Genomic DNA, 18,563 nt, shown 5'->3' on the forward strand with positions numbered 1-18,563 from the left:
CAGGGTCTAAAGCTCGAGGCAGATCTTGCCGAAATGCTTTTGCGCTTCGTAATGCCTGAAGGCGGCGGCGATGTCCTGCAGTGGAAAGCTGCTGTCGATGACGGGCTTCAGGCGGTTGACCTCTATGGCACGGATCATGTCCTGCTGGTCGGCTTTGCTGCCGATGGAAATTCCGGTGATGCGGATCTGGTTCGAAAACAGCGCCGGGATCGAAACTTCTGCTGCAAAGCCGGTCAGGACGCCGATGAGTGCGATATGCCCGCCTGTCCGGCAGGCCGTTATCGACTGCGCCAGCGTCGCCGGTCCGCCGACCTCGATCACATGATCGACGCCGCGTCCGTCCGTCAGTTCCCTGGCCCTGCCGCCCCACTCCGGCACCGCCTTGTAGTTGATGACGCTGTCGGCCCCGAGTCGTCTGAGCTTCTCCAGCTTCTCTTCATCGGACGACGTGGCGATGACCCTTGCGCCGGCGGCCTTGGCAAATTGCAGCGCAAACAATGACACGCTGCCGGTGCCAAGGATCAGCACCGTGTCGCCGGGCTTTACCTTGCCGCATGTCACCAGGCCGCGCCAGGCGGTGACGCCCGTGCAGGTCAGCGTTGCCGCCTCGAGATGCGTATAGCCCGCCGGCGCCTTGGTGAAGGCTTGCGCCGGCATGCACACATACTCGCTGGCGAAGCCGTCGAAACTGTCTCCGGGAATGTCGCGGCTTGTATCGGATCTCATGTCGCCGGCCAGCCACCAGGGGTAGAAAACACTGACGACGCTGTCGCCCGGCTTGAACGTGTCGACGCCGTCACCGATCGCGATCACCTCGCCGGCTCCATCCGACAGCGGCACGCGGCCGTCGGCGAGCGGCACCTTGCCTTGTACGGCGAAATCGTCGCGCATGTTCAGCGCAACGGCGCGAATCCTGACCAGCATTTCTCCCGGCCCAGGCCGGGGCTGATCCTCCTCGACCAGGTCGAGCTTGTCCAACCCGCCCGGCGCTCTCAGCCTGACCAGCTTCATAGTCTCTCTCCGACGTAAAGAGCGTTAGCATGGCGGCGACGGTCCAGCCTATCGCCGGACCGGCCGGCCGGAAATCACGCGCAGCCAAGGCGCCAGATGGACGGCGCTCATCAAGAGATACATCACCGGCATGCCGGTGAGCGGGGAGGCATCGGCCCCCAGGCACGACATGACGCCGTCGCCAGCGTGAATGCAGGTAAGCAGCGCCATCACGGCGAAAACAGGGGCCGCGGCGAGGCACAGCCACTCGGCGGTGCGGAGAGAAACTGCATCGGAGCGTTGAGGGACCTCACTGCCGGTGCCTGTGCCGATATCGCTCATGGTCGTAATCCCTTGATGATCAATGCCCGGGTTTCCTGTCCCGTGAGGGACAGGAAACCAAGCTGGATGGGCGCCGCTCCAGGTCCTTACTTGCCGTCCTTGTTGCGGAACGCGGCTTCGCCGGCCGCCGACACTTCCTCCCACGTCTTGTCGGGTGCGGCGTCGTAATTGTCGTGCCAGTTCCACCAGCTGTAGAGCTCGGTCTGCGGATAGCCTTCGGGCGAATCCTCCCAGATTTCCTGGCGGCCGAGCGGCGTTGCGTCGAGGTAGCTCCAGACCGTGCCCATCTGCTCGTCGCCGCGGTTGTTGATGAAGTAGGTGCGATACACTTTCTTGCCGTCCTGGATGAACACGTTGTGGCCGTGCCATTCGTCGACGCCGAAATCCTTGTCGAAACTGTCGGTGATTGTGTACCAGGGCATCTCCCAATCCATCCGCTGCTTCAAGCTGGCAATGTCGGCCTGCGGCGCGCGGGAGGCATAGGCAAGCGTGGTGTTACGGGCGTTCAGATGGGCGAGATGGCCGACCTGGTCGGCGCCGAGCGAACAGCCGCGGCAGGCATGTTCGGGCCAGCCGTGGACGCCGGGTTCGTAGAAGGCGCGGTAGACGATCAACTGCCGCCGGCCCTCGAACAAATCGAGCAGGCTCGCTTTGCCGTTGGGACCCTCAAACACATAGGCCTTGTCTACTTCCATCCATGGCATGCGCCGGCGCTCGGCCGACAGCGCGTCCCTGGCGCGCATCGTTGCCTTTTCCTTCACCAGCATCTTTTCGCGCTCGGCTTCCCATTCCTGCCTTGAAACGACCGGTGGGGTCTTCATTGCCACGTGCTTGGTCATTGCTTGTTTCCTTTGCCAGTTGTTGAGCCGTTGTGGCTTGTCGTTGCCTGTTGATCGTGAGGCAGGCTAGGGCCGCGAGGCGGCGAGGGCGGAGTTACAAATGTGACGGCATTTGCAGGCGGGCCACCGCAGCAGGGGTGGCGAGGCCGCACGGTGGGCTCGAAGTCCTCGGAAGCAGGCATGGTCGGTTTTTCCTTATTGAGAAGCTTAACGAGACTGTCTGAGATGCTCAGGCTAGCGAATGCGAATATTGCCGTCAACGCAGGCCTGGGCGTCTTCAACCAGTCCAGATGGCTAGGTCGCCGTCCGCGGCTTGCTGCTTGGCGGTGGTGACTTAAGTTAGGGCCGGTAAGGGGAGCGGTGGGAGTTACAAATGTGACGGGATTTGCATGGACTCGCTGATCACCGCGGCAGGGCTGGCGCTGGCGGCGGGCAATCCGCTGGCGGCACTCGACCGCGTCGCCTTGCGCGAGGATGCCCCGGCGCTGGCGTTGCGCGGCATTGCCATGGCGCAGCTCGGCGATTTCGATCGCGCCAAAGTACTGTTGCGTAGGGCCGGCCGTGCCTTCGGTCCAAAGGAGGCGGTGGCGCGCGCCAGGTGCGTTGTCGCCGAAGCCGAGATCGCACTTGTTTCGCGTGATCTCGGCTGGCCGTCCAAGGCGCTCGACGCGGCGCGGTCGACATTGGAAAAGCATGGCGACCGGCTGAACGCGGCGCATGCCGGGCATCTCAAAGTGCGCCGCCTGCTGCTGATCGGCCGCCTCGACGAGGCTGAAGACGTGCTGGCTGGGCTCGATCCGTCGCCGCTTCCGCCGGCCTCACGCGCCGCGCATGAACTCGCGGTTGCCGGCATCGCCATGCGGCGCCTGAAGACGAAGGCCGCGCGCGCAGCCCTTGAGTGGGCGCGCCATGCCGCCCGCCGGGCCGGCATTCCGGGTCTCATGGCGGAGGTCGACAGCGCCTTCCTGGCGCTGGAGACGCCGGCGGCGCGGCTGATCGCAGGCGGCGAGGAGCATCCGCTGTTGCTCGAAGAGGTCGAGGCGCTGCAGGCGTCGCGCGCGCTGGTCGTCGATACGTTCCGCTATATCGTGCACAAGCAGGAAACAACGATCTCGCTGGCAACGCGGCCGGTGCTGTTTGCGCTGGCGCGCGCGCTTGCCGAAGCCTGGCCGGCGGATGTGCCGAGGGCGACGCTGATTGCCCGCGCCTTTGGCGGCCGGCATGCCGATGAATCGCATCGCGCCAGGCTGCGGGTCGAGATCGGCCGGCTGCGCGCCGAATTGCGGCCGCTGGCGGGCATCGGCGCGACCAGCCAGGGCTTTGCGCTAAAGCCGCGCGAAGCAGGCTCCGTGGCGGTGCTGGCGCGGCCGATCGAGGAGCGGCACGCCGCGGTGCTGGCCTTCCTGGCCGATGGTGAATCCTGGGCCAGCTCGGCGTTGGCGCTGGCGCTGGGCGCCGGACAGCGCAGCGTACAGCGGGCGCTCGAGCAGTTGGCCGAGACCGGCAAAGTGCAGTCCTTCGGCCACGGCCGGGCGCGGCGCTGGATGACGCCACCGGTCGCTGGTTTCACGACCACCTTGTTACTCCCGTCGCCGCTGCCGAACGGCTAGGAAAGGTGACCATGATCGAGGACCAGGACATGAAACATTCAGCAGCGGAAATCCTGCGCGAATACGGGCCCTTTCCTGATGTCGACACCGTGCACGGCGTGAGCTTCGACGGACAGAATGTCTGGTTTGCGACGGGCGAGCGGCTGACCGCCTTCGATCCGGCAAGCGGTGAGACGCTGCGCTCGATCGATGTCGCCGCCCATGCCGGCACCGCCTATGACGGCCGGCATCTGTTTCAGCTCGCCGGGGACCGCATCCAGAAGATCGACCCGGATACCGGCAAGGTGCTCTCCACCATCCCGGCGCCCGGCGGCGGCCGCGATTCCGGCATGACCTGGGCCGAGGGCACGCTCTGGGTGGGGCAGAACCGGGAGCGCAAGATCCACCAGATCGATCCCGAGACCGGGAAAATCCTGCGGACCATCGACTCGAACCGCTTCGTCACCGGAGTGACCTGGGTCGATGGCGAGCTCTGGCACGGCACCTGGGAAGGCGACCAGAGCGATGTCCGGCGCGTCGATCCGCAAAGCGGAAAGGTGCTGGAACGGCTCGACATGCCGGCAGGGGTGGGCGTTTCCGGGCTCGAATCCGACGGCGGCGACCGCTTCTTCTGCGGCAGCGGCCCCGGCGGCATGGTGCGATCGGTGCGCCGGCCCAGATCGGCCGGCAGCGTATAAGGCCGCGGCCGGCGGCGTTCGCCTTATGGTGCGAAACGTCCCGCCGAGATCATATCCCGGAGCCGTCGAGCAGCGGGACGTCTTCGCCTTGCCACGGACTTGGCATTGAAGCCCGGCTCAGATTGGCCGTCGGCAGCGGCATCCAGCATTTCAACTCCGGTTCGGGGTATTCGATCACCCGTCCTGGCGACGAATCGGAAGAGCGCCAGCCCTCCGTGCCGAACTGGTCGGCGCGCGACCAGTAAGCGAGGTCGACCTCGGCCGGCCCCTGTTCCGATGGCCTGACCGTGACCAGGATGCGGCTGCCGTCCTTGGGCGCGCTCGCCATGTGCCGCCAGCGATCGGGTTCGTCCATTCTCATGTCCTCCTGCACGTTGCAGGGATAGTCGCTGCGCTCTTGGCAGCGGTCAACCCGAACTTTGCCCAAGCACGAGATCTGTTTAGTACTCCCGCGCCGTCGGCCGAAACAAGATCTGGTTCATGTCGACCTCGTCGGGCTGGCTCACGGCGAACGCCCCCATGGCGAAAGAATCCGGATGCCGGGGCGCAACAGGAAAATCGAAGCCGGCATGTGAACGGGCTCACATGCCGCCACTGCAAGGAACGCTATGGGACGTCCGGCCATGACAGGGGTTTCGGATGACACTTGCTGATCTGTCTTTTTATCTCTTCACTATTTTCAATGGCTTGCGCGTGGTGTCCTACCTGCCGCAGATCGTGCGGGTGGCCCGGGACAGGCACGGGGCGTCGGCGATTTCCTACGCGACCTGGCTGTTGTGGACAGGCGCCAACGCCACGACGGGACTCTACGCCCACATCAATCTGAACGATCCCGCTCTGGCGGCGATCAACTGGCTGAACGCCGTACGCTGCGTGCTGGTCATCGCGCTCACCGCCTACAAGCGCCATCGCGCACGGCTTCCAGTTGAGGAAGCCGCAAGCCGGTCGGAAGCGACCGCTCTGATGGTCGACAATGTCTGCTGAAGATCACCGCGGCAGATTGCGCTTTTCGAGGCCGCTCTCAGACATGCACGGTGCCATGCGAAAGCTCGCCCTCGTCGCTTGAGATGAGGAAAGCGGCTGCGAGCAGGCCGACATAGAACAGCCCGACCATGCACGCGACATAGATGCCTGGAACCGGGCCGAGCTGCGCCACGCGCGCGGCGTCGAGAAATGACGCGCCGAAGCCTATCGGCGACCCTTCGCGCTGCAGACTGGGCGTCGTGATCTTCAGCACCCACGCCAGCATCAGGATCGTGTACATGAAAATGTAGTTGCGGCGCAGCCGGCGCACCAACGCCGCGCGTTGCGAGATCAGGAAGCGCGGCGAACGCAGGCCTTCGCCGACGATGGCCAGCCAGTTGGAGGCGTAGTCGGGCTGCGGCGAGAAGATCTGCGCGAAATAATAGCGCTCGAACTGGCGCACCCTGGCCCGGTAGACGTCGAAGAAACGATAGCGCCGCGCCTCGATCCATAGCAGCAGCGTGGTCAGCAGCATGGCAAAGAGCAGCACCCCGTGATGGGCGCTGGGCGTCGACAGTGAGACTGAGAGCATGGCGGCGACGACAGTAATCGCCCAGTTGCTGGTACGGTCCAGCCGGTCGCGCCAGCCGGCCATGCGGGCGATTTCGGCGCGGTGGAAATGCGACATGGTGGCCACGAATTCCGATGAGGTGAGCTTCAGCGCGAACGCATCAGAGGCCCGCGGCGCTGCAGCCGCTTCGTCGGTTTTCACGGTCTTGACCTGGGACATCCCTTGCCACGCGCCTCCCAACGCCATGGCCGGCCGAAACGACGCCGGTCATCCCCATCCGCGCAACGCGCAATCGGTTGAAAATGTTCCGTCGCCGGCCCGGGTCTCGGCGGTTTATCCGCAGTCAGATAGGCCCGTTATGCGATTCAGGTAATGAGGAACCCGCGGCGCGCCAAGGGAGCGTGGCGTGCAACCGATCTTGCCCGCAAACGTTATACCGGGCACGATGAGGGGGTGCATGTCCTTCGTGGTCAACCGGCGCCGGCCGGTCGCGCTTGCCGCGGCAGCTTTCGCATTCATGCCGGCCGCATCGTTGGCAGCCGAAAAGACCGGCATGTCCAGCGAGGGCATTTTCGTTCTCGAAATCCTCCTTCTGCTTCTCGTCGGCCGCGGCATCGGCGAATTGCTGGAGCGTCTCGGCCAGCCGGCGGTGATGGGTCAGCTCATCGGCGGCATCCTGCTCGGGCCATCGCTGCTCGGCTGGCTATTGCCGGAAGCAGAACGCGTGATCTTTTCAGGCGACGCCACCCAAAAGAGCATGATCAGCGCCATCGCCCAGCTCGGCGTGTTGATGCTTCTGTTGCTCACCGGGATGGAGACGGATCTGCGGCTGGTGCGCAGGGTCGGCCGTGCGTGCTTTTCCATCTCCGCCGCGGGCGTCGCCGTGCCTTTCGCGCTCGGCTTCACCGCCGCACAGTTCATGCCGGCCTCGCTGCTGGCCGACGGAACCGAGCGCATTGTCGCCGGTCTCTTCCTCGGCACGGCGCTGTCGATCTCCTCGGTCAAGATCGTCGCCATGGTGGTGCGCGAGATGAACTTCATGCGCCGCGATCTCGGTCAGATCATCGTCTCGTCGGCCATCATCGAGGACACGATCGGCTGGGTGATCATCGCCATCACCATCGGCATCGCCACCAAGGGGCGCATCGAGCTCGGCAGCCTTGCCTTCACCATTGTCGGCGTCGCCGCCTTCATGGGGTTTTCCTTCACGATTGGCCGCCGCATCGTCTTCGACGCCATCCGCTGGACCAACGATACGTTCCGCAGCGAATACGCCGTCGTCACCGTCATTCTCGCCATCATGGGCGCAATGGCGCTGATCACCGATCTGATCGGCGTCCACACCGTGCTCGGCGCCTTCGTCGCCGGCATACTGGTTGGGGAATCGCCGATCCTGTCGCGTCATATCGAAGGGCAATTGCGCGGCGTCATCATGGCGCTGTTCATGCCGGTTTTCTTCGGCGTCGCCGGCCTTTCGGCGGATCTCACCGTGCTTGTCGACCACGAGCTTGCGCTACTCACGGCCGCTTTGGTGCTGATCGCCAGCTTCGGCAAATTCGCCGGCGCCTTCATCGGCGCCGAGCTTGCCGGCATGAGCCGCAAGGAAGGCATCGCCGTCGGTTGCGGCATGAACGCGCGCGGCTCGACCGAAGTCATCGTCGCCTCTATTGGCCTGTCGATCGGCGTTCTGTCGCACAATCTTTTCACCATGATCGTGACCATGGCCGTCATCACCACGCTCGCCATGCCGCCGACCTTGCGTTGGGCACTCGGCCGCTTGCCGATGGGCGAGAACGAGAAGAAGCGTCTGGAGCGCGAGGAGATCGACCAACGCGGCTTCATCGCCAATCTGGAACGACTGCTGGTGGTGACCGATGAGGGCGTTGTCGGCCGCTTTGCCGCTTACCTCGCAGGAGTCGTGGGCGCCGGCAGGCCGACGACGGTGCTGCATGCCCGAGGCGAGGGGGAGGAGGCCGAGCCCGGCACGGATGCGAAGCTCGAGCCGATCGAAAAGGGTGCCGAGGACAGCCGCGAGGCCGCCAGGAGTTCGGACGAGGAGCTGGCCCGCGCGGCGCCTGTCACGCGGCGCCACGAGGCCGAGCTTTCGGCCGAAACGGTTGCCAAGGAGGCGCGCAAAGGCTATGGGCTGCTGCTGATCGGGCTCGGCCGCGCGGTCACGTCGAAAGGTGGGTTTGCCCGCCGCATCAACGAGATCGCCGGCGCCTTCGAGGGCCCGCTATGCCTGGTGCTGAAGGCGACCGGCGCCGGCCGCCAGATGCCAAGGCTAGGACCTGAAGGCGGGAAGATTCTGGTTCCGGTCAACGGCACCGCGATCGCCCGCCGGGGTGCCGAAATGGCGCTGGCGATTGCAGCGGTCACGGGTGCGCGGGTCAAGATACTTTATGTCGCGCGCGTCGGCCGCGACGAACCGCGCGACACTGTCTCGCATCGCCGCAGGGAGGCGGTGCTGAAGGATACCGTCGCACTAGCCGACCGCTATGGCGTCGAGATCGAGACGGCCATCCGCAGCCGGGCCGCCGCCGCCGATGCCATTGCCCGCCAGGCCGGCAGGGGGGGCGGCGCTGATCGTCATGGGCGTGGCGCGGCGCCCTGGCGAGGAACTCTTCTTCGGCGAGACGACCACCGGCGTGCTGCAGCGCTGCCAATGCCCGGTGGTGCTGATCTCGGACGCCAGGCTCAGCCGCGACGACGAGGGCAGGGAAGAGCTGCGCTCGGGAACGGGGACAGGGTGATGAGTATTTCCCCTCGAGGGGAAATTTCGCTCATGCCGCCTGCAGCCTCTCTCGGCCGGGCTGCGGCGGGAAGGCGATGGCGATGCCGGCAGCACCGAGTCCGATCAGCGCCGAGCCGATGAACAGCCAGGAATAGCTGGCATAGGCGTCGAAGATCATGCCGCCGGCGAGCGGGCCGAACGACATGCCGAGGCTGGACAACAGGGTCGCGGCGCCAAGTATCGTGCCGATGATGCGCGGCCCGAAATAGTCGCGCGCCAGAACCGCATAGAGCGGCATGACGCCGCCATAGGTGGCGCCGAAGATGATCGCCAGGAGATAGAACTGCTCGAGATTGCCGACGGCGAGATAGGCGGCGATCACCACCGCCTGGATGGCGAGGCCCACGATCAGCACCGGCTTGGCGCCCAGCCTGTCGCCGAGCACGCCGTAGAGCACGCGCCCGCCAAGCCCGGCAAGGCCCTCGACGCTGTAGATCGACACGGCTGCCATCGGCGCCACGCCGCACGACATGGCATAGCTCACCATGTGGAAGATCGGCCCCGAATGCGCTGCGCAGCAGGCGAAGAAGGTCATACCCAGCACCAGGAATTGCGGCGAGCGCAGCGCCTGGCCGACTGACATGCCGGGGGCCGCGGCAGGCGCGGGCGCGCTGCCATCCGCTGCCGCGACCGCCGTCGACGGCTGGCGCACCAGGAAGACGGCCGGCAGCAACAGCACCCAGGCCATGATGCCGATGTCGAACATGGCGGTGCGCCAGTCGTAGGCGGTGATCAGCCAGCGCGCGAAGGGCGAGATGGTCATCGGCGCCACGCCCATGCCGGCCGAGACCAGCGACACGGCCAGACTGCGATGGGTCTCGAACCAGGCGGTGGTCAGCGCGATCATCGGCGCGAAGAAGGCGCTGGCCGCCAGCCCGAGGATGACGCCATAGCTCAGCTGGAAGACCAGCAGCGATTGGGCTCGGCTCGCCACCACCAGCGACAGGCCGAGCAGCACCGCGCCGGCAAAAACCACCGGGCGGGCGCCGACACGGTCATAGATGGCGCCCCAGGCGAAACCGCCTGCGCCCATCACCAAGAAATTCAGCGTCATGGCGCTGGAAATGCCGGTTCGCGACCAGTTGGTGTCGAGCGCCATCGGCTCGAGAAAGATCGCCAGCGAAAACATCGCGCCGAGCGCCACACAGGTCATCAGCGCGCCGCACGCGACGATCACCCAACGGTAGGAATTGTTCATGCTCTTCTCCCGAGATCGGTTTCGATGCGGCGCCACTCGCTCCAGCTCCGTTGCGCCGCTTGCGTCCGAAGGACGTTGGCGGGATTTCGAATCCGACAATCCGTTGCATTTTTTTATCCGGTCTGCGTGGAAGTCCATCCGGATATGACAAAAGCAGGGGTGTAAGGCTGCCAAGCGCGCCGACAAGATAGACTGCCGAATTGACGAGCCGCTCCGCGGCACTAGCTTTGTGGTCTCGCGACGGGAGATATCGCTCATGGAACTGCATCGCGGCCGCCTCATCGACCACGTCCAGCTGGTGGTCAGGGACCTCAAGGCGAGCCGGCGCTTCTATGAAGCCGTCTTCAAGGTGCTCGGCATTCCGATCGGCGGCGAGGCCGAGGACTATTTCTGGGCCGACGAGCTGTTCATCTCAAGCCTCGACAGCCGGGCGGCGAGGGGACAGCTGACCGGGCGCCATCATCTGACCCTCCAGGCCAGGGACAAGGCCATGGTCGATGCGTTCTACAAGGCCGGCCTCGATGCCGGCGGCGCCGACAATGGCGCGCCGGGTGAGCGGCCCTACCACCCCGGCTACTACGCCGCCTTCCTGCTCGACCCCGACGGCAACAACATCGAGGCGGTGTTTCACGGGCCGGCAAAGCGAAGTGCCGCTTCGGTCGAGATCAATTTCTAGCGCAGGTTCACGAGGAGCGGGTTGCGGTGATCCGTCCGGAGTTCTCGTAAAAACAAAGAGTTGAAGCGGTCCACGGATTCAATCGCTGAACTGCTTCACATTGCCGGCGCGTAGCGGTTCACCACCATTCCGCAGGCATAGGCTTTAGAGCCGAGCAGGCGCAATTTCAGGAAGCCGCCACAGTCGAAAATCCGCTCGCCGTCGCCCAGCGCGGCCGGATTGATGAACAGCTGGAACTCATCGACCAATGCCGCTGCAATCAGCGCCGAGGCAAAGCCGGCGCCGCCGAATACCGCCATGTCGCCTTCACCTTCAGCTTTCAGCGCCTTGACCTCGCGCGGCAGGTCGCCGCTGGCAAGCGTCGTGCGCTCCCACCGCGATGCCGCGAGCTTGTCGCTCAGCACCACCTTGCTCGCCTCGACGATGTGCTGCGCAAAGGCGTAGAAGGGATCGCGCGGATAGTTTTTTGCCGCATTGCCCCAATGGGTTAGATAGCCTTCTTCGGCCATCTTGCGGCTGAGCAGAATGGTATCGATGCCGGCGAACACCGTGTTGAAATCCTGCTTCAAGTCGTCGTCCCACGGGCAGTTGGCGCCCCATTCCCAGAGCTGCCAGTGCTCATCGCCGGCCGCGCCGACAAAACCGTCGACCGATATCTGCATCTGCAGGATCAGTTTTCTCATCGTCGTTCTCCTGATTGAGCTCTGGTGTCACCAGCGCCAGGTCAGGCGGCGTTGGTTTTGCTTTACTTTCGGAACCATTGACATGAGTGAAAAATGATGTCAATAGTAAAGTGATTTAAAAATGGAAGCATTCAAATGTCGACCAGGGAAAGATCCGGCTGCCCCATCAGCCTGTCGCTCGAATTGCTCGGTGACCGCTGGACGCTGCTGATCATCCGCGACATGATTTTCGCGGGAAAAAGGCACTTCCGGGAGTTTCTGCTATCAGGCGAAGGCATCTCGTCGCGCACGCTGGCCGAGCGGCTGCAGACCTTGCAGGATGAGGGCATTGTCACCAGAAGCGACGACCCCACGCACAAGCTCAAGGCGATCTACAAGCTGACGGAGGCGGGCATCGACCTGTTGCCGGTGCTGGCGACGCTCGGCGCCTGGGGCGGCAAATACCGCAACGCCGATGACAAGCTGGCAAGGATCGCCGATGAACTGGCGACGGGCGGCGAGGCAGGCCTGGAGCAGATAAAGAAGAAGCTGCGCGCCGAGCATATCGGCTAAGGAGCAACGCCAGCCCTCCCTTCGGGCCGATGGCGGGCTAGATCGACACGACGTCGCGCAGCCTCACCCTTCCCATCCTGCAAATCGCTGTGGCCAGAGCCATGTCTGCTTCGGATTGCCATCGCCCGAACCACGGCCTCTTCCAGCCAGCGCGCGGTGGCGGGGGCGGCATGCATGCCGATTGGGCCTATGCCGCCATGCACGTAGAGCTCTTCGACCGCGGTGCGGCTGGCGACAGGCAGCCCGTCCGACAGCATGGGGCGATTGCCGGGATAGACATTCGTCACCGGGGGTGAGCCGAGACCGGACAGGATGCGCAGCGTGCGCGCCACGATGCGAAGGCGTCTCGGCGCTAGCGCGCCGATCCACCTTCTCCAACAAGGGGAGAAGGTGAGGCGCGCCTTGTCCCGCCTGCGCTTCTACACGTAGCCTAAGGAGCTAGCGGGAGGAGAATCGCTTGGACACCACTGTCGTTATTGTCGGCGCCGGGCCCGCCGGCCTTGCGGTCGGTGCCTGCCTGAAGCGGGCAGGAGTGGATTTCATCCTGCTCGAAAAATCGCAGGAGATCGCGCCCGCCTGGCGGCGGCACTATCGGCGGCTGCATCTGCATACGGTCAAGTCGTTCTCGTCGCTGCCGTTCCTGCCCTTTCCCAAAAATTATCCGCGCTACGTGCCGCGCGAAATGGTGGTCCGCTATCTCGACGACTACGCGGAAAAATTCGATCTGCGCCCGCGCTTCGGTGTGACGGTGAAAGCCATTCGCCTCGGGGACGGCGGTTTTCTGGTCGAGACAGGATCGGACAACCTCAAGGCGCGCCATGTCGTTATCGCCAGCGGTAACAATGCCGAGCCGATCATCCCCCGGCTCCCTGCCATCGAGGCTTTCAAGGGCGAGGTGCTGCACAGCGCCGACTATACGCAAGCGGCGCCTTTTGCCGGCCGCTCGGTGCTGATCGTCGGCATGGGCAACACCGGCGCCGAGATCGCGCTCGACTTGGCGGAAAGTGGCGCGCGTCCGACCATTTCGGTGCGCAAGGGCGTCCACATCGTGCCGCGCCAGCTGTTTGGCGTGCCGATCCAGATGGTCGGCATCGCCAGCCGGCCAATGCCGCAGGCGCTGAACGACTGGATGTTTCCGATCATCCTCGATTTCGCGCTGGGCAAGCTCGAGAAATACGGCATCGTCAGGCCGAAGCAGGGCATCCTGCAACAGATCGACGAAGTCGGCCGCATCCCGGTCATCGACGTCGGCACGGTCGACGCCATCACCAAAGGCGCCATCAAGATCGCGCCCGACATAGCGGGCTTCACCGAGCGCAGCGCCGCGTTCACCGACGGCAGTCAGGAAAATTTCGACGCCGTCATCCTCGCCACCGGCTATCGCCCGGGCTACGAAAAGTTTCTGCCCGTGGAATTGCAGCCGGAGCGCAGTGGCGTCAACGCCCGCGCCTCGCAACTCGGCCTCTACCTCGTCGGCTTCTACAATCCGGTCACCGGTCTGCTCAGGGAAATTGGACGCGAGGCGAAGGCAGTGGCGGCCGACATTGCTCGGCGAGGCTGAAAGGGGCGGCGTTGGCCAAGCTGCGGATCTCCCGCCTTGCGGGGAGATCGGCTATCCATCACAGCCGCGCCGCATCGCCCTCATCCAGCAGCCATTGCCGCACGGCTTGCGTCGGTTCTGGGTGCCGTTGCTTGCGCGGCATCACGACATAGAAATCGTGCGTCCCACGCATCTCTGCGTTGATCGGCTGCACCAGCCGGCCGGCGGCAATGTCGGCAGCGACGAGAAACCGGCTGGCCAGCGCGATGCCCTGGCCGGCAATGGCGGCGTCGATCGCGAGGCCTGTCTGGTTGAAGCGCATGCGTTTGGCCTCGGTGGCCATCTTCAGCCCGAGCGCTCTCTCCATGAATTCCGGCCACAGATTGTGCGCGTCGTGCAACAGGACGTGATGCTGGATATCGGCCGCCGCGATCTCGTTCGCGCCGGTCGGCAGCAGGGCAGGGCTGCAGATGGCGATGATCTGCTGTGGAAACAAAAGATCCACCATCAGGCCGGCGCCGGAGGGCAGGCGGCCTTGCCTGACCGCAATGTCGACGCCATCGGCCTGAAAACTCGACAGGCTTTCGCTGGCCAGGATTCGCAAATCGACCAGCGGGTTGTGCGCGACGAACTCCGGCAGTTTGGGGATCAGCCATTTGGTGGCAAAGCTCGGCGTGACGCTGATCGTCAGCCGCGCCGGTTCGGGCCGCAGCAGCAAGGTGGCCTCCGAGATCAGCTCGAAGGCGCGGCGGATGTTGGGCATATAGGCGCGGCCCTCATCGGTCAGCGCCAGGCCGCGCGGCAGCCGGTCGAAGAGTTTTGTGCCGAGATCGGCCTCCAGCCCGCGTATATGCTGCGCCACCGCCCCTTGCGTCACGTTCAGCTCTTCGGCGGCGATGCGGAAGTTGAGATGACGCGCGGCGGCTTCGAAGGCACGCAGCGCATTCAATGGTGGCAGGCTCAGGAAGGCTTCAGGCATGCAGGAGTTTTTCTACAGCTTGATTTCAGGCTTTCTGGTTCGAACCAGATGGCAAAACCGTTTATAGCATTGCTCGAAGGTCGGAAACATGGGCTTCAGAGTCCCGCCAACCCGTGCGAAGGAAAATCGAGATGAGTGTAGAAAAAGTAGCAGTCGTCGTCGCCGGTGGCAGCGGTATGGGCGCGGCGGCGGCCAAGCGGCTGGCGGCGGACGGGTTCAAGGTCGCGATCCTGTCGTCCTCCGGTAAGGGCGAGGCTCTGGCCAAGGAGCTTGGCGGCCTCGGCGTCACCGGCTCCAACCAGTCGAATGACGATCTGCAGCGGCTCGCCGATCTGACGCTCGAGCGCTTCGGCCGCATCGACGTGCTGGTCAACAGCGGCGGCCACGGGCCACGCGCGCCGATCCTCGAAATCACCGACGAGCAGTGGCACACCGGTCTCGACGTCTATCTGATGAACGTCATCCGGCCGGTGCGCATCGTGGCGCCGCAGATGGTCAAGCAGAGGGCTGGCGCCATCATCAACATCTCGACCGCCTGGGTGGTCGAGCCGAGCCCGATGTTCCCGACATCCGCCGTGTTCCGCGCCGGGCTTGCCGCCTACACCAAGATCTTCGCCAACACCTACGCCGCCGACAATGTGCGCATGAACAATGTGCTGCCCGGCTGGATCGACAGCCTGCCGGCCACCGAGGAGCGCCGCGACAGCGTGCCGATGCAGCGCTACGGCACGTCGGAGGAGATCGCCGCGACCATCGCCTTCCTCGCTTCCGAAGGTGCGGGCTACATCACCGGCCAGAACATCCGCGTCGACGGCGGCATCATCGGCGCGATCTGACCGCGCCGGTCGCCTCGCGTGAGCCGGCGCGTCACTCCTTCACCGCGCCGGTCATCGACGAGACATAGTGCTCGACGAAGAACGAATAGAGCACTACCACCGGCAGCGAGCCGATCAGCGCTCCCGCCATCAGCGCCCCCCATTCGTAGACGTCGGAGCGCACCAACTCGGTCAGCACACCCACCGGCACGGTCTTGTTTTCCGAGGACTGGATGAATGTCAGCGCATAGATGAACTCGTTCCATGACAGGGTGAAGGCGAATATGCCGGCGGAGATCAGGCCGGGCACCGACAGCGGCAGCACGATCTTGGTGAGGATCTGCCACCGGCTCGCTCCGTCTATCAGCGCGCATTCTTCCAGTTCGAACGGGATGGAGCGGCAGTAACCCATCAACAGCCACGTGCAGAACGGCACCAGGAAGGTCGGATAGGTAAGGATGAGCGCGAAGGGCGTGTCGTAGAGCCCGAGGTTGAACACCATCACCGACAGCGGAATGAACAGGATCGAGGGCGGCACCAGATAGGCGAGGAAGATGCCGAGGCCGACCTGCCGCGCCCCGGAGAAGCGCAACCGCTCGATCGCATAGGCGGCGAACACCGACGCCAGCAGCGACAGGAACGTGGCGGCGGTCGAGATGATGATCGTGTTGAGCAGCCAGCCCGGATAGGAGGTCTCGAACAGGAGATAGCGGATGTGCTCCAATGTCGGATGCACCACCCAGAACGGATTGAACTGCGCATAGTCGGTCATCTCGAGATTGGGCTTAACCGCCGTGATCGTCATCCAGTAAAACGGAAACAACAGCACGAAGACGAACACCAGCAGCGGCAGATAGACCGTCACCACGCGGCGCGGCAGGCTCTGCAGGTAGCCCATGCCGCCTTCGTCGATATCCCCACGTTTCGCCTTCCTTGCCGCGGCCGTCTTGACCATGTCAGTCTCCGCCGCCTTGTTGCCATTTGCGGCGTTGCAGGCCGAAATAGCTGAACAGGATCGCCGCCAGCAGGAACGGGATCATGGCCACCGCGATGGCCGCGCCCTCGCCAAGCTGGCCGCCGGAAATGCCGCGCTGGAAAGACAATGTCGCCATCAGATGCGTGGCATTCACCGGTCCGCCCCGGGTCAGCACGTAGATCAGCTGGAAATCGGTGAAAGTGAACAGCACCGAGAAGGTCATGGTGATGGCGATGATCGGCGTCAGCAGCGGCAGAGTCACATAACGAAACAACTGCCAGCGACTGGCGCCGTCGAGCGTGGCCGCCTCGTAGAGCGACTGCGGAATGGTCTGCAGGCCGGCGAGCAGCGTGATGGCGACGAAAGGAATGCCGCGCCAGACGTTGGCGGCGATAACCGAAGCGCGCGCATTCTCCGGATCGCCGAGGAAATTGATGCGGTGGTCGATCAGGCCCATTTGCTGCAGCGCCCAGGACAGGATGGAGAACTGCGAATCGTAGATCCACCAGAAGGCGATGGCTGACAGTACGGTGGGCACCACCCAAGGCAGCAGGACTATCGCGCGGAAGAACGATTTGAACGGCAGGTTTTCATTGAGAATGAGCGCCAGCCACAGGCCGAGCACGAACTTCAGGATCGAGGCGCTGACCGTGTAGAGCAAGGTGTTGAAGACGGACAGCCAGAAGACGGCGTCACTCCACAGATACTGATAGTTCTCGGTGCCAATGAAGATGCCGGGGCGGCCGATACGGGCATCGGTGAAGCCGAGCCAGACGCCCAGCCCGAGCGGATAGGTCAGGAAGACCAGCAGCAGCGCCGCCGCCGGCAGCATGAAGCCGAAGCCCAGCGCGTTGCGGCTTTCGGAGATCCGCGAAAGCATCGACGGACGCGGCTGGGCGGCAACGGACGGCACGGCCATGGAGGGCTCCTCATCGGGGAATCAGGTCACGGCGTCAACGGCCGCCATGGGATTGTGCGACGGGCCGGGCAGCGCACTAGACGCTGCCCGGCGGTGCCGTGATCAAACGCGGTAGTAGCGGTTGGCGCGCTTCTCCGCCTCCTCCATCGCCTCCTGCGGCGTCGCCTGGCCGGTCACCGCCTTGGCGAACATGTCGACCAGGACATAGTCGGCCATGGTCGCCGCCGAGGCATAGCCGAGCGGCCCGGCATAGCCGTTGGGGCGCAGCGTCGCCGAGGCCTTGGCATAGGCGGCATTGTTCGGGTCGGCCGTCCACACTGGATTGTTGTCGAAGGCCTTCAGCGTCTGGCAGCAATAGCCCGCCGAGGAGGTGATCCAGTCGGTCATCTGCGGATCCTCGAACATGAACTGCAGATAGGCCTTGGCCGCATTGGGGTAGGGCGTGTAGTTGAAGATGACGGCGGTGGTCACCTGGAACAGTTCGACCGATTTCCCGACGGGACCGATCGGCAGGTTGGTGGTGCGGATGTCCTTGGCGATCTCAGCCAGCTTCGGATCGTTGTCCTTGTTGATCTTGGCCGTATTGTAGGCGGAAATGCCGTTGGCGATGACGCCGAGTTCGCCGGCCAGGAAGGCGCGGTTGTTATTGACGTCGAGCCAGCTTTCGGTCCCGGGAATGAAGGTCTTGTAGAGTTCCTGCGCGTATCCGATCGCCTTTAGCGTCTCGGGGCTGTTGATCGCCACCTTGCCGCTCTCGTCGACCATCTGGCCGCCATGGCTCCACAGCAGCCAGTGCGCGTAATTGTTGCCGTCGCCGACGCCGTGGCCGTGCGTGAAGCCGGCCGGATGTCCCTTCGCCTGCAACGCCTTGCAAAGCTCGAGGAAGCCTGCCGTGTCCTTCGGAAATTCGGAGAAGCCGGCCTCCTTCACCCAGCTTTCGCGATAGACGATGGCATTGCCGATCGTGGCCAGCGGCAGGCCGACGAACTTGCCGTCCCGCGTCGCATATTGCTTTGGTCCGTCGTGCCAGCCGCCATATTTCGAGCCCAGATAGTCGCCGAGCTCGGTCACGTCGTGCAGCTTGTCGGGATATTGATGCGGGTCGTCGAACCAGACGAACATGAGGTCCGGCCCGGAACCGACATTGGCGGCGACCGCTGCCTTGGGGCGAATGTCCTCCCAGCTTTCCTTGTCGACACGAACCTCGACACCTGTCGCCTCGGTGAAGCGCTTGGTGTTGGCCAGCCATTGATCCTCATCGCCCTTGACGAAGGGCGACCAGCGCAGCAGCCGCAGCTTTGCGCCTTCCTCGGGCTTGTATTTCAAGCCCTCCTGGGCAAAAGCCGGCGAGCCGACGAAGCGGCTTCCCAGGGCTCCCGCCGCAACACCTGCGGTCGTGCGGATTACGTCGCGTCTCGTGAACTTCATGGTCGTCTCCT

General features: G+C 64.3%; 20 protein-coding genes. 8 read left to right on the forward strand and 12 right to left on the reverse strand.

What is annotated here, in order from left to right:
* Nucleotides 1-6: 6 nt before the first annotated feature.
* From AC3CCE_RS29750 to AC3CCE_RS29760, 3 genes are all read right to left on the reverse strand, one after another.
* Nucleotides 7-1,011: a zinc-dependent alcohol dehydrogenase family protein gene (locus AC3CCE_RS29750; protein ID WP_352625847.1), complete on the reverse strand. Its 1,005-nt coding sequence runs from the start codon at nt 1,009-1,011 to the stop codon at nt 7-9.
* Nucleotides 1,012-1,059: 48 nt separating this feature from the next.
* Nucleotides 1,060-1,332 carry a hypothetical protein gene (locus AC3CCE_RS29755; protein WP_023695475.1) on the reverse strand — a complete coding sequence of 91 codons (273 nt, stop codon included), beginning with the start codon at nt 1,330-1,332 and terminating at the stop codon, nt 1,060-1,062.
* An 86-nt stretch (nt 1,333-1,418) separates the two neighbouring features.
* A complete protein-coding gene (locus tag AC3CCE_RS29760; protein WP_352510870.1) occupies nt 1,419-2,171 on the reverse strand; it encodes a DUF899 domain-containing protein in 753 nt (250 codons plus the stop codon).
* A gap of 389 nt (nt 2,172-2,560) precedes the next feature.
* On the opposite strand from AC3CCE_RS29760, the gene AC3CCE_RS29765 reads away from it, so the two are divergent.
* Nucleotides 2,561-3,781: a hypothetical protein gene (locus AC3CCE_RS29765; protein WP_023685490.1), complete on the forward strand. Its 1,221-nt coding sequence runs from the start codon at nt 2,561-2,563 to the stop codon at nt 3,779-3,781.
* A 29-nt stretch (nt 3,782-3,810) separates the two neighbouring features.
* Nucleotides 3,811-4,458: a Vgb family protein gene (locus AC3CCE_RS29770; RefSeq protein ID WP_352510869.1), complete on the forward strand. Its 648-nt coding sequence runs from the start codon at nt 3,811-3,813 to the stop codon at nt 4,456-4,458.
* 49 nt (nt 4,459-4,507) lie between these two features.
* Here AC3CCE_RS29770 and AC3CCE_RS29775 read toward each other — a convergent pair whose 3' ends face one another.
* On the reverse strand, nt 4,508-4,813 hold the full coding sequence (locus AC3CCE_RS29775; RefSeq protein ID WP_023689804.1) for a hypothetical protein: 306 nt from the start codon (nt 4,811-4,813) through the stop codon (nt 4,508-4,510).
* Between the two features lie 284 nt (nt 4,814-5,097).
* Here AC3CCE_RS29775 and AC3CCE_RS29780 point away from each other — a divergent pair, with 284 nt between their 5' ends.
* Nucleotides 5,098-5,442, forward strand: coding sequence for a hypothetical protein (locus AC3CCE_RS29780; RefSeq protein ID WP_352510868.1), 345 nt, complete (start codon nt 5,098-5,100; stop codon nt 5,440-5,442).
* Between the two features lie 37 nt (nt 5,443-5,479).
* On the opposite strand, the gene AC3CCE_RS29785 is transcribed toward AC3CCE_RS29780, so the two are convergent.
* Nucleotides 5,480-6,211 carry a DUF2270 domain-containing protein gene (locus tag AC3CCE_RS29785; protein WP_023693804.1) on the reverse strand — a complete coding sequence of 244 codons (732 nt, stop codon included), beginning with the start codon at nt 6,209-6,211 and terminating at the stop codon, nt 5,480-5,482.
* A gap of 238 nt (nt 6,212-6,449) precedes the next feature.
* On the opposite strand from AC3CCE_RS29785, the gene AC3CCE_RS29790 reads away from it, so the two are divergent.
* Nucleotides 6,450-8,867, forward strand: a complete 2,418-nt coding sequence (locus AC3CCE_RS29790) for a cation:proton antiporter domain-containing protein (protein WP_488377236.1) — start codon at nt 6,450-6,452, stop codon at nt 8,865-8,867.
* Here the strand turns inward: AC3CCE_RS29790 and AC3CCE_RS29795 are convergent.
* Nucleotides 8,776-9,984, reverse strand: coding sequence for an MFS transporter (locus tag AC3CCE_RS29795; RefSeq protein WP_352625848.1), 1,209 nt, complete (start codon nt 9,982-9,984; stop codon nt 8,776-8,778). The genes AC3CCE_RS29790 and AC3CCE_RS29795 overlap by 92 nt on opposite strands.
* A 247-nt stretch (nt 9,985-10,231) precedes the next feature.
* Here AC3CCE_RS29795 and AC3CCE_RS29800 point away from each other — a divergent pair, with 247 nt between their 5' ends.
* Entirely contained in the window at nt 10,232-10,660 is a 429-nt protein-coding gene (locus tag AC3CCE_RS29800; protein ID WP_352625883.1) for a VOC family protein, read from the forward strand.
* 95 nt (nt 10,661-10,755) lie between these two features.
* On the opposite strand, the gene AC3CCE_RS29805 is transcribed toward AC3CCE_RS29800, so the two are convergent.
* Nucleotides 10,756-11,343, reverse strand: coding sequence for a dihydrofolate reductase family protein (locus AC3CCE_RS29805; RefSeq protein WP_352625849.1), 588 nt, complete (start codon nt 11,341-11,343; stop codon nt 10,756-10,758).
* Between the two features lie 135 nt (nt 11,344-11,478).
* Between AC3CCE_RS29805 and AC3CCE_RS29810 the strand changes: the two genes are divergently transcribed.
* Nucleotides 11,479-11,895: a winged helix-turn-helix transcriptional regulator gene (locus AC3CCE_RS29810; protein ID WP_352625850.1), complete on the forward strand. Its 417-nt coding sequence runs from the start codon at nt 11,479-11,481 to the stop codon at nt 11,893-11,895.
* Here AC3CCE_RS29810 and AC3CCE_RS29815 read toward each other — a convergent pair.
* Entirely contained in the window at nt 11,892-12,227 is a 336-nt protein-coding gene (locus tag AC3CCE_RS29815) for a hypothetical protein (protein ID WP_352625851.1), read from the reverse strand. The two genes, AC3CCE_RS29810 and AC3CCE_RS29815, sit on opposite strands and share 4 nt — an antisense overlap.
* 125 nt (nt 12,228-12,352) lie before the next feature.
* Between AC3CCE_RS29815 and AC3CCE_RS29820 the strand changes: the two genes are divergently transcribed.
* Nucleotides 12,353-13,456 (forward strand): flavin-containing monooxygenase, encoded by a 1,104-nt coding sequence (locus AC3CCE_RS29820; protein ID WP_023699144.1) that lies wholly within the window; start codon nt 12,353-12,355, stop codon nt 13,454-13,456.
* Nucleotides 13,457-13,514: 58 nt separating this feature from the next.
* Here the strand turns inward: AC3CCE_RS29820 and gcvA are convergent, their stop codons facing one another.
* Nucleotides 13,515-14,414, reverse strand: coding sequence for a transcriptional regulator GcvA (gene gcvA / locus AC3CCE_RS29825; protein ID WP_023805568.1), 900 nt, complete (start codon nt 14,412-14,414; stop codon nt 13,515-13,517).
* 131 nt (nt 14,415-14,545) lie between these two features.
* Between gcvA and AC3CCE_RS29830 the strand changes: the two genes are divergently transcribed.
* Complete coding sequence (locus AC3CCE_RS29830) at nt 14,546-15,250, forward strand: SDR family oxidoreductase (protein ID WP_023673468.1); 705 nt, start codon at nt 14,546-14,548, stop codon at nt 15,248-15,250.
* Between the two features lie 31 nt (nt 15,251-15,281).
* On the opposite strand, the gene AC3CCE_RS29835 is transcribed toward AC3CCE_RS29830, so the two are convergent.
* From AC3CCE_RS29835 to AC3CCE_RS29845, 3 genes are all read right to left on the reverse strand, one after another.
* Entirely contained in the window at nt 15,282-16,184 is a 903-nt protein-coding gene (locus tag AC3CCE_RS29835) for a carbohydrate ABC transporter permease (protein WP_352625852.1), read from the reverse strand.
* A 1-nt stretch (nt 16,185) separates the two neighbouring features.
* A complete protein-coding gene (locus AC3CCE_RS29840; protein WP_444849008.1) occupies nt 16,186-17,085 on the reverse strand; it encodes a carbohydrate ABC transporter permease in 900 nt (299 codons plus the stop codon).
* Between the two features lie 141 nt (nt 17,086-17,226).
* On the reverse strand, nt 17,227-18,552 hold the full coding sequence (locus tag AC3CCE_RS29845; protein ID WP_352625853.1) for an ABC transporter substrate-binding protein: 1,326 nt from the start codon (nt 18,550-18,552) through the stop codon (nt 17,227-17,229).
* Nucleotides 18,553-18,563 lie beyond the last annotated feature (11 nt).

It is taken from the genome of Mesorhizobium sp. P160187 (assembly GCF_057766425.1).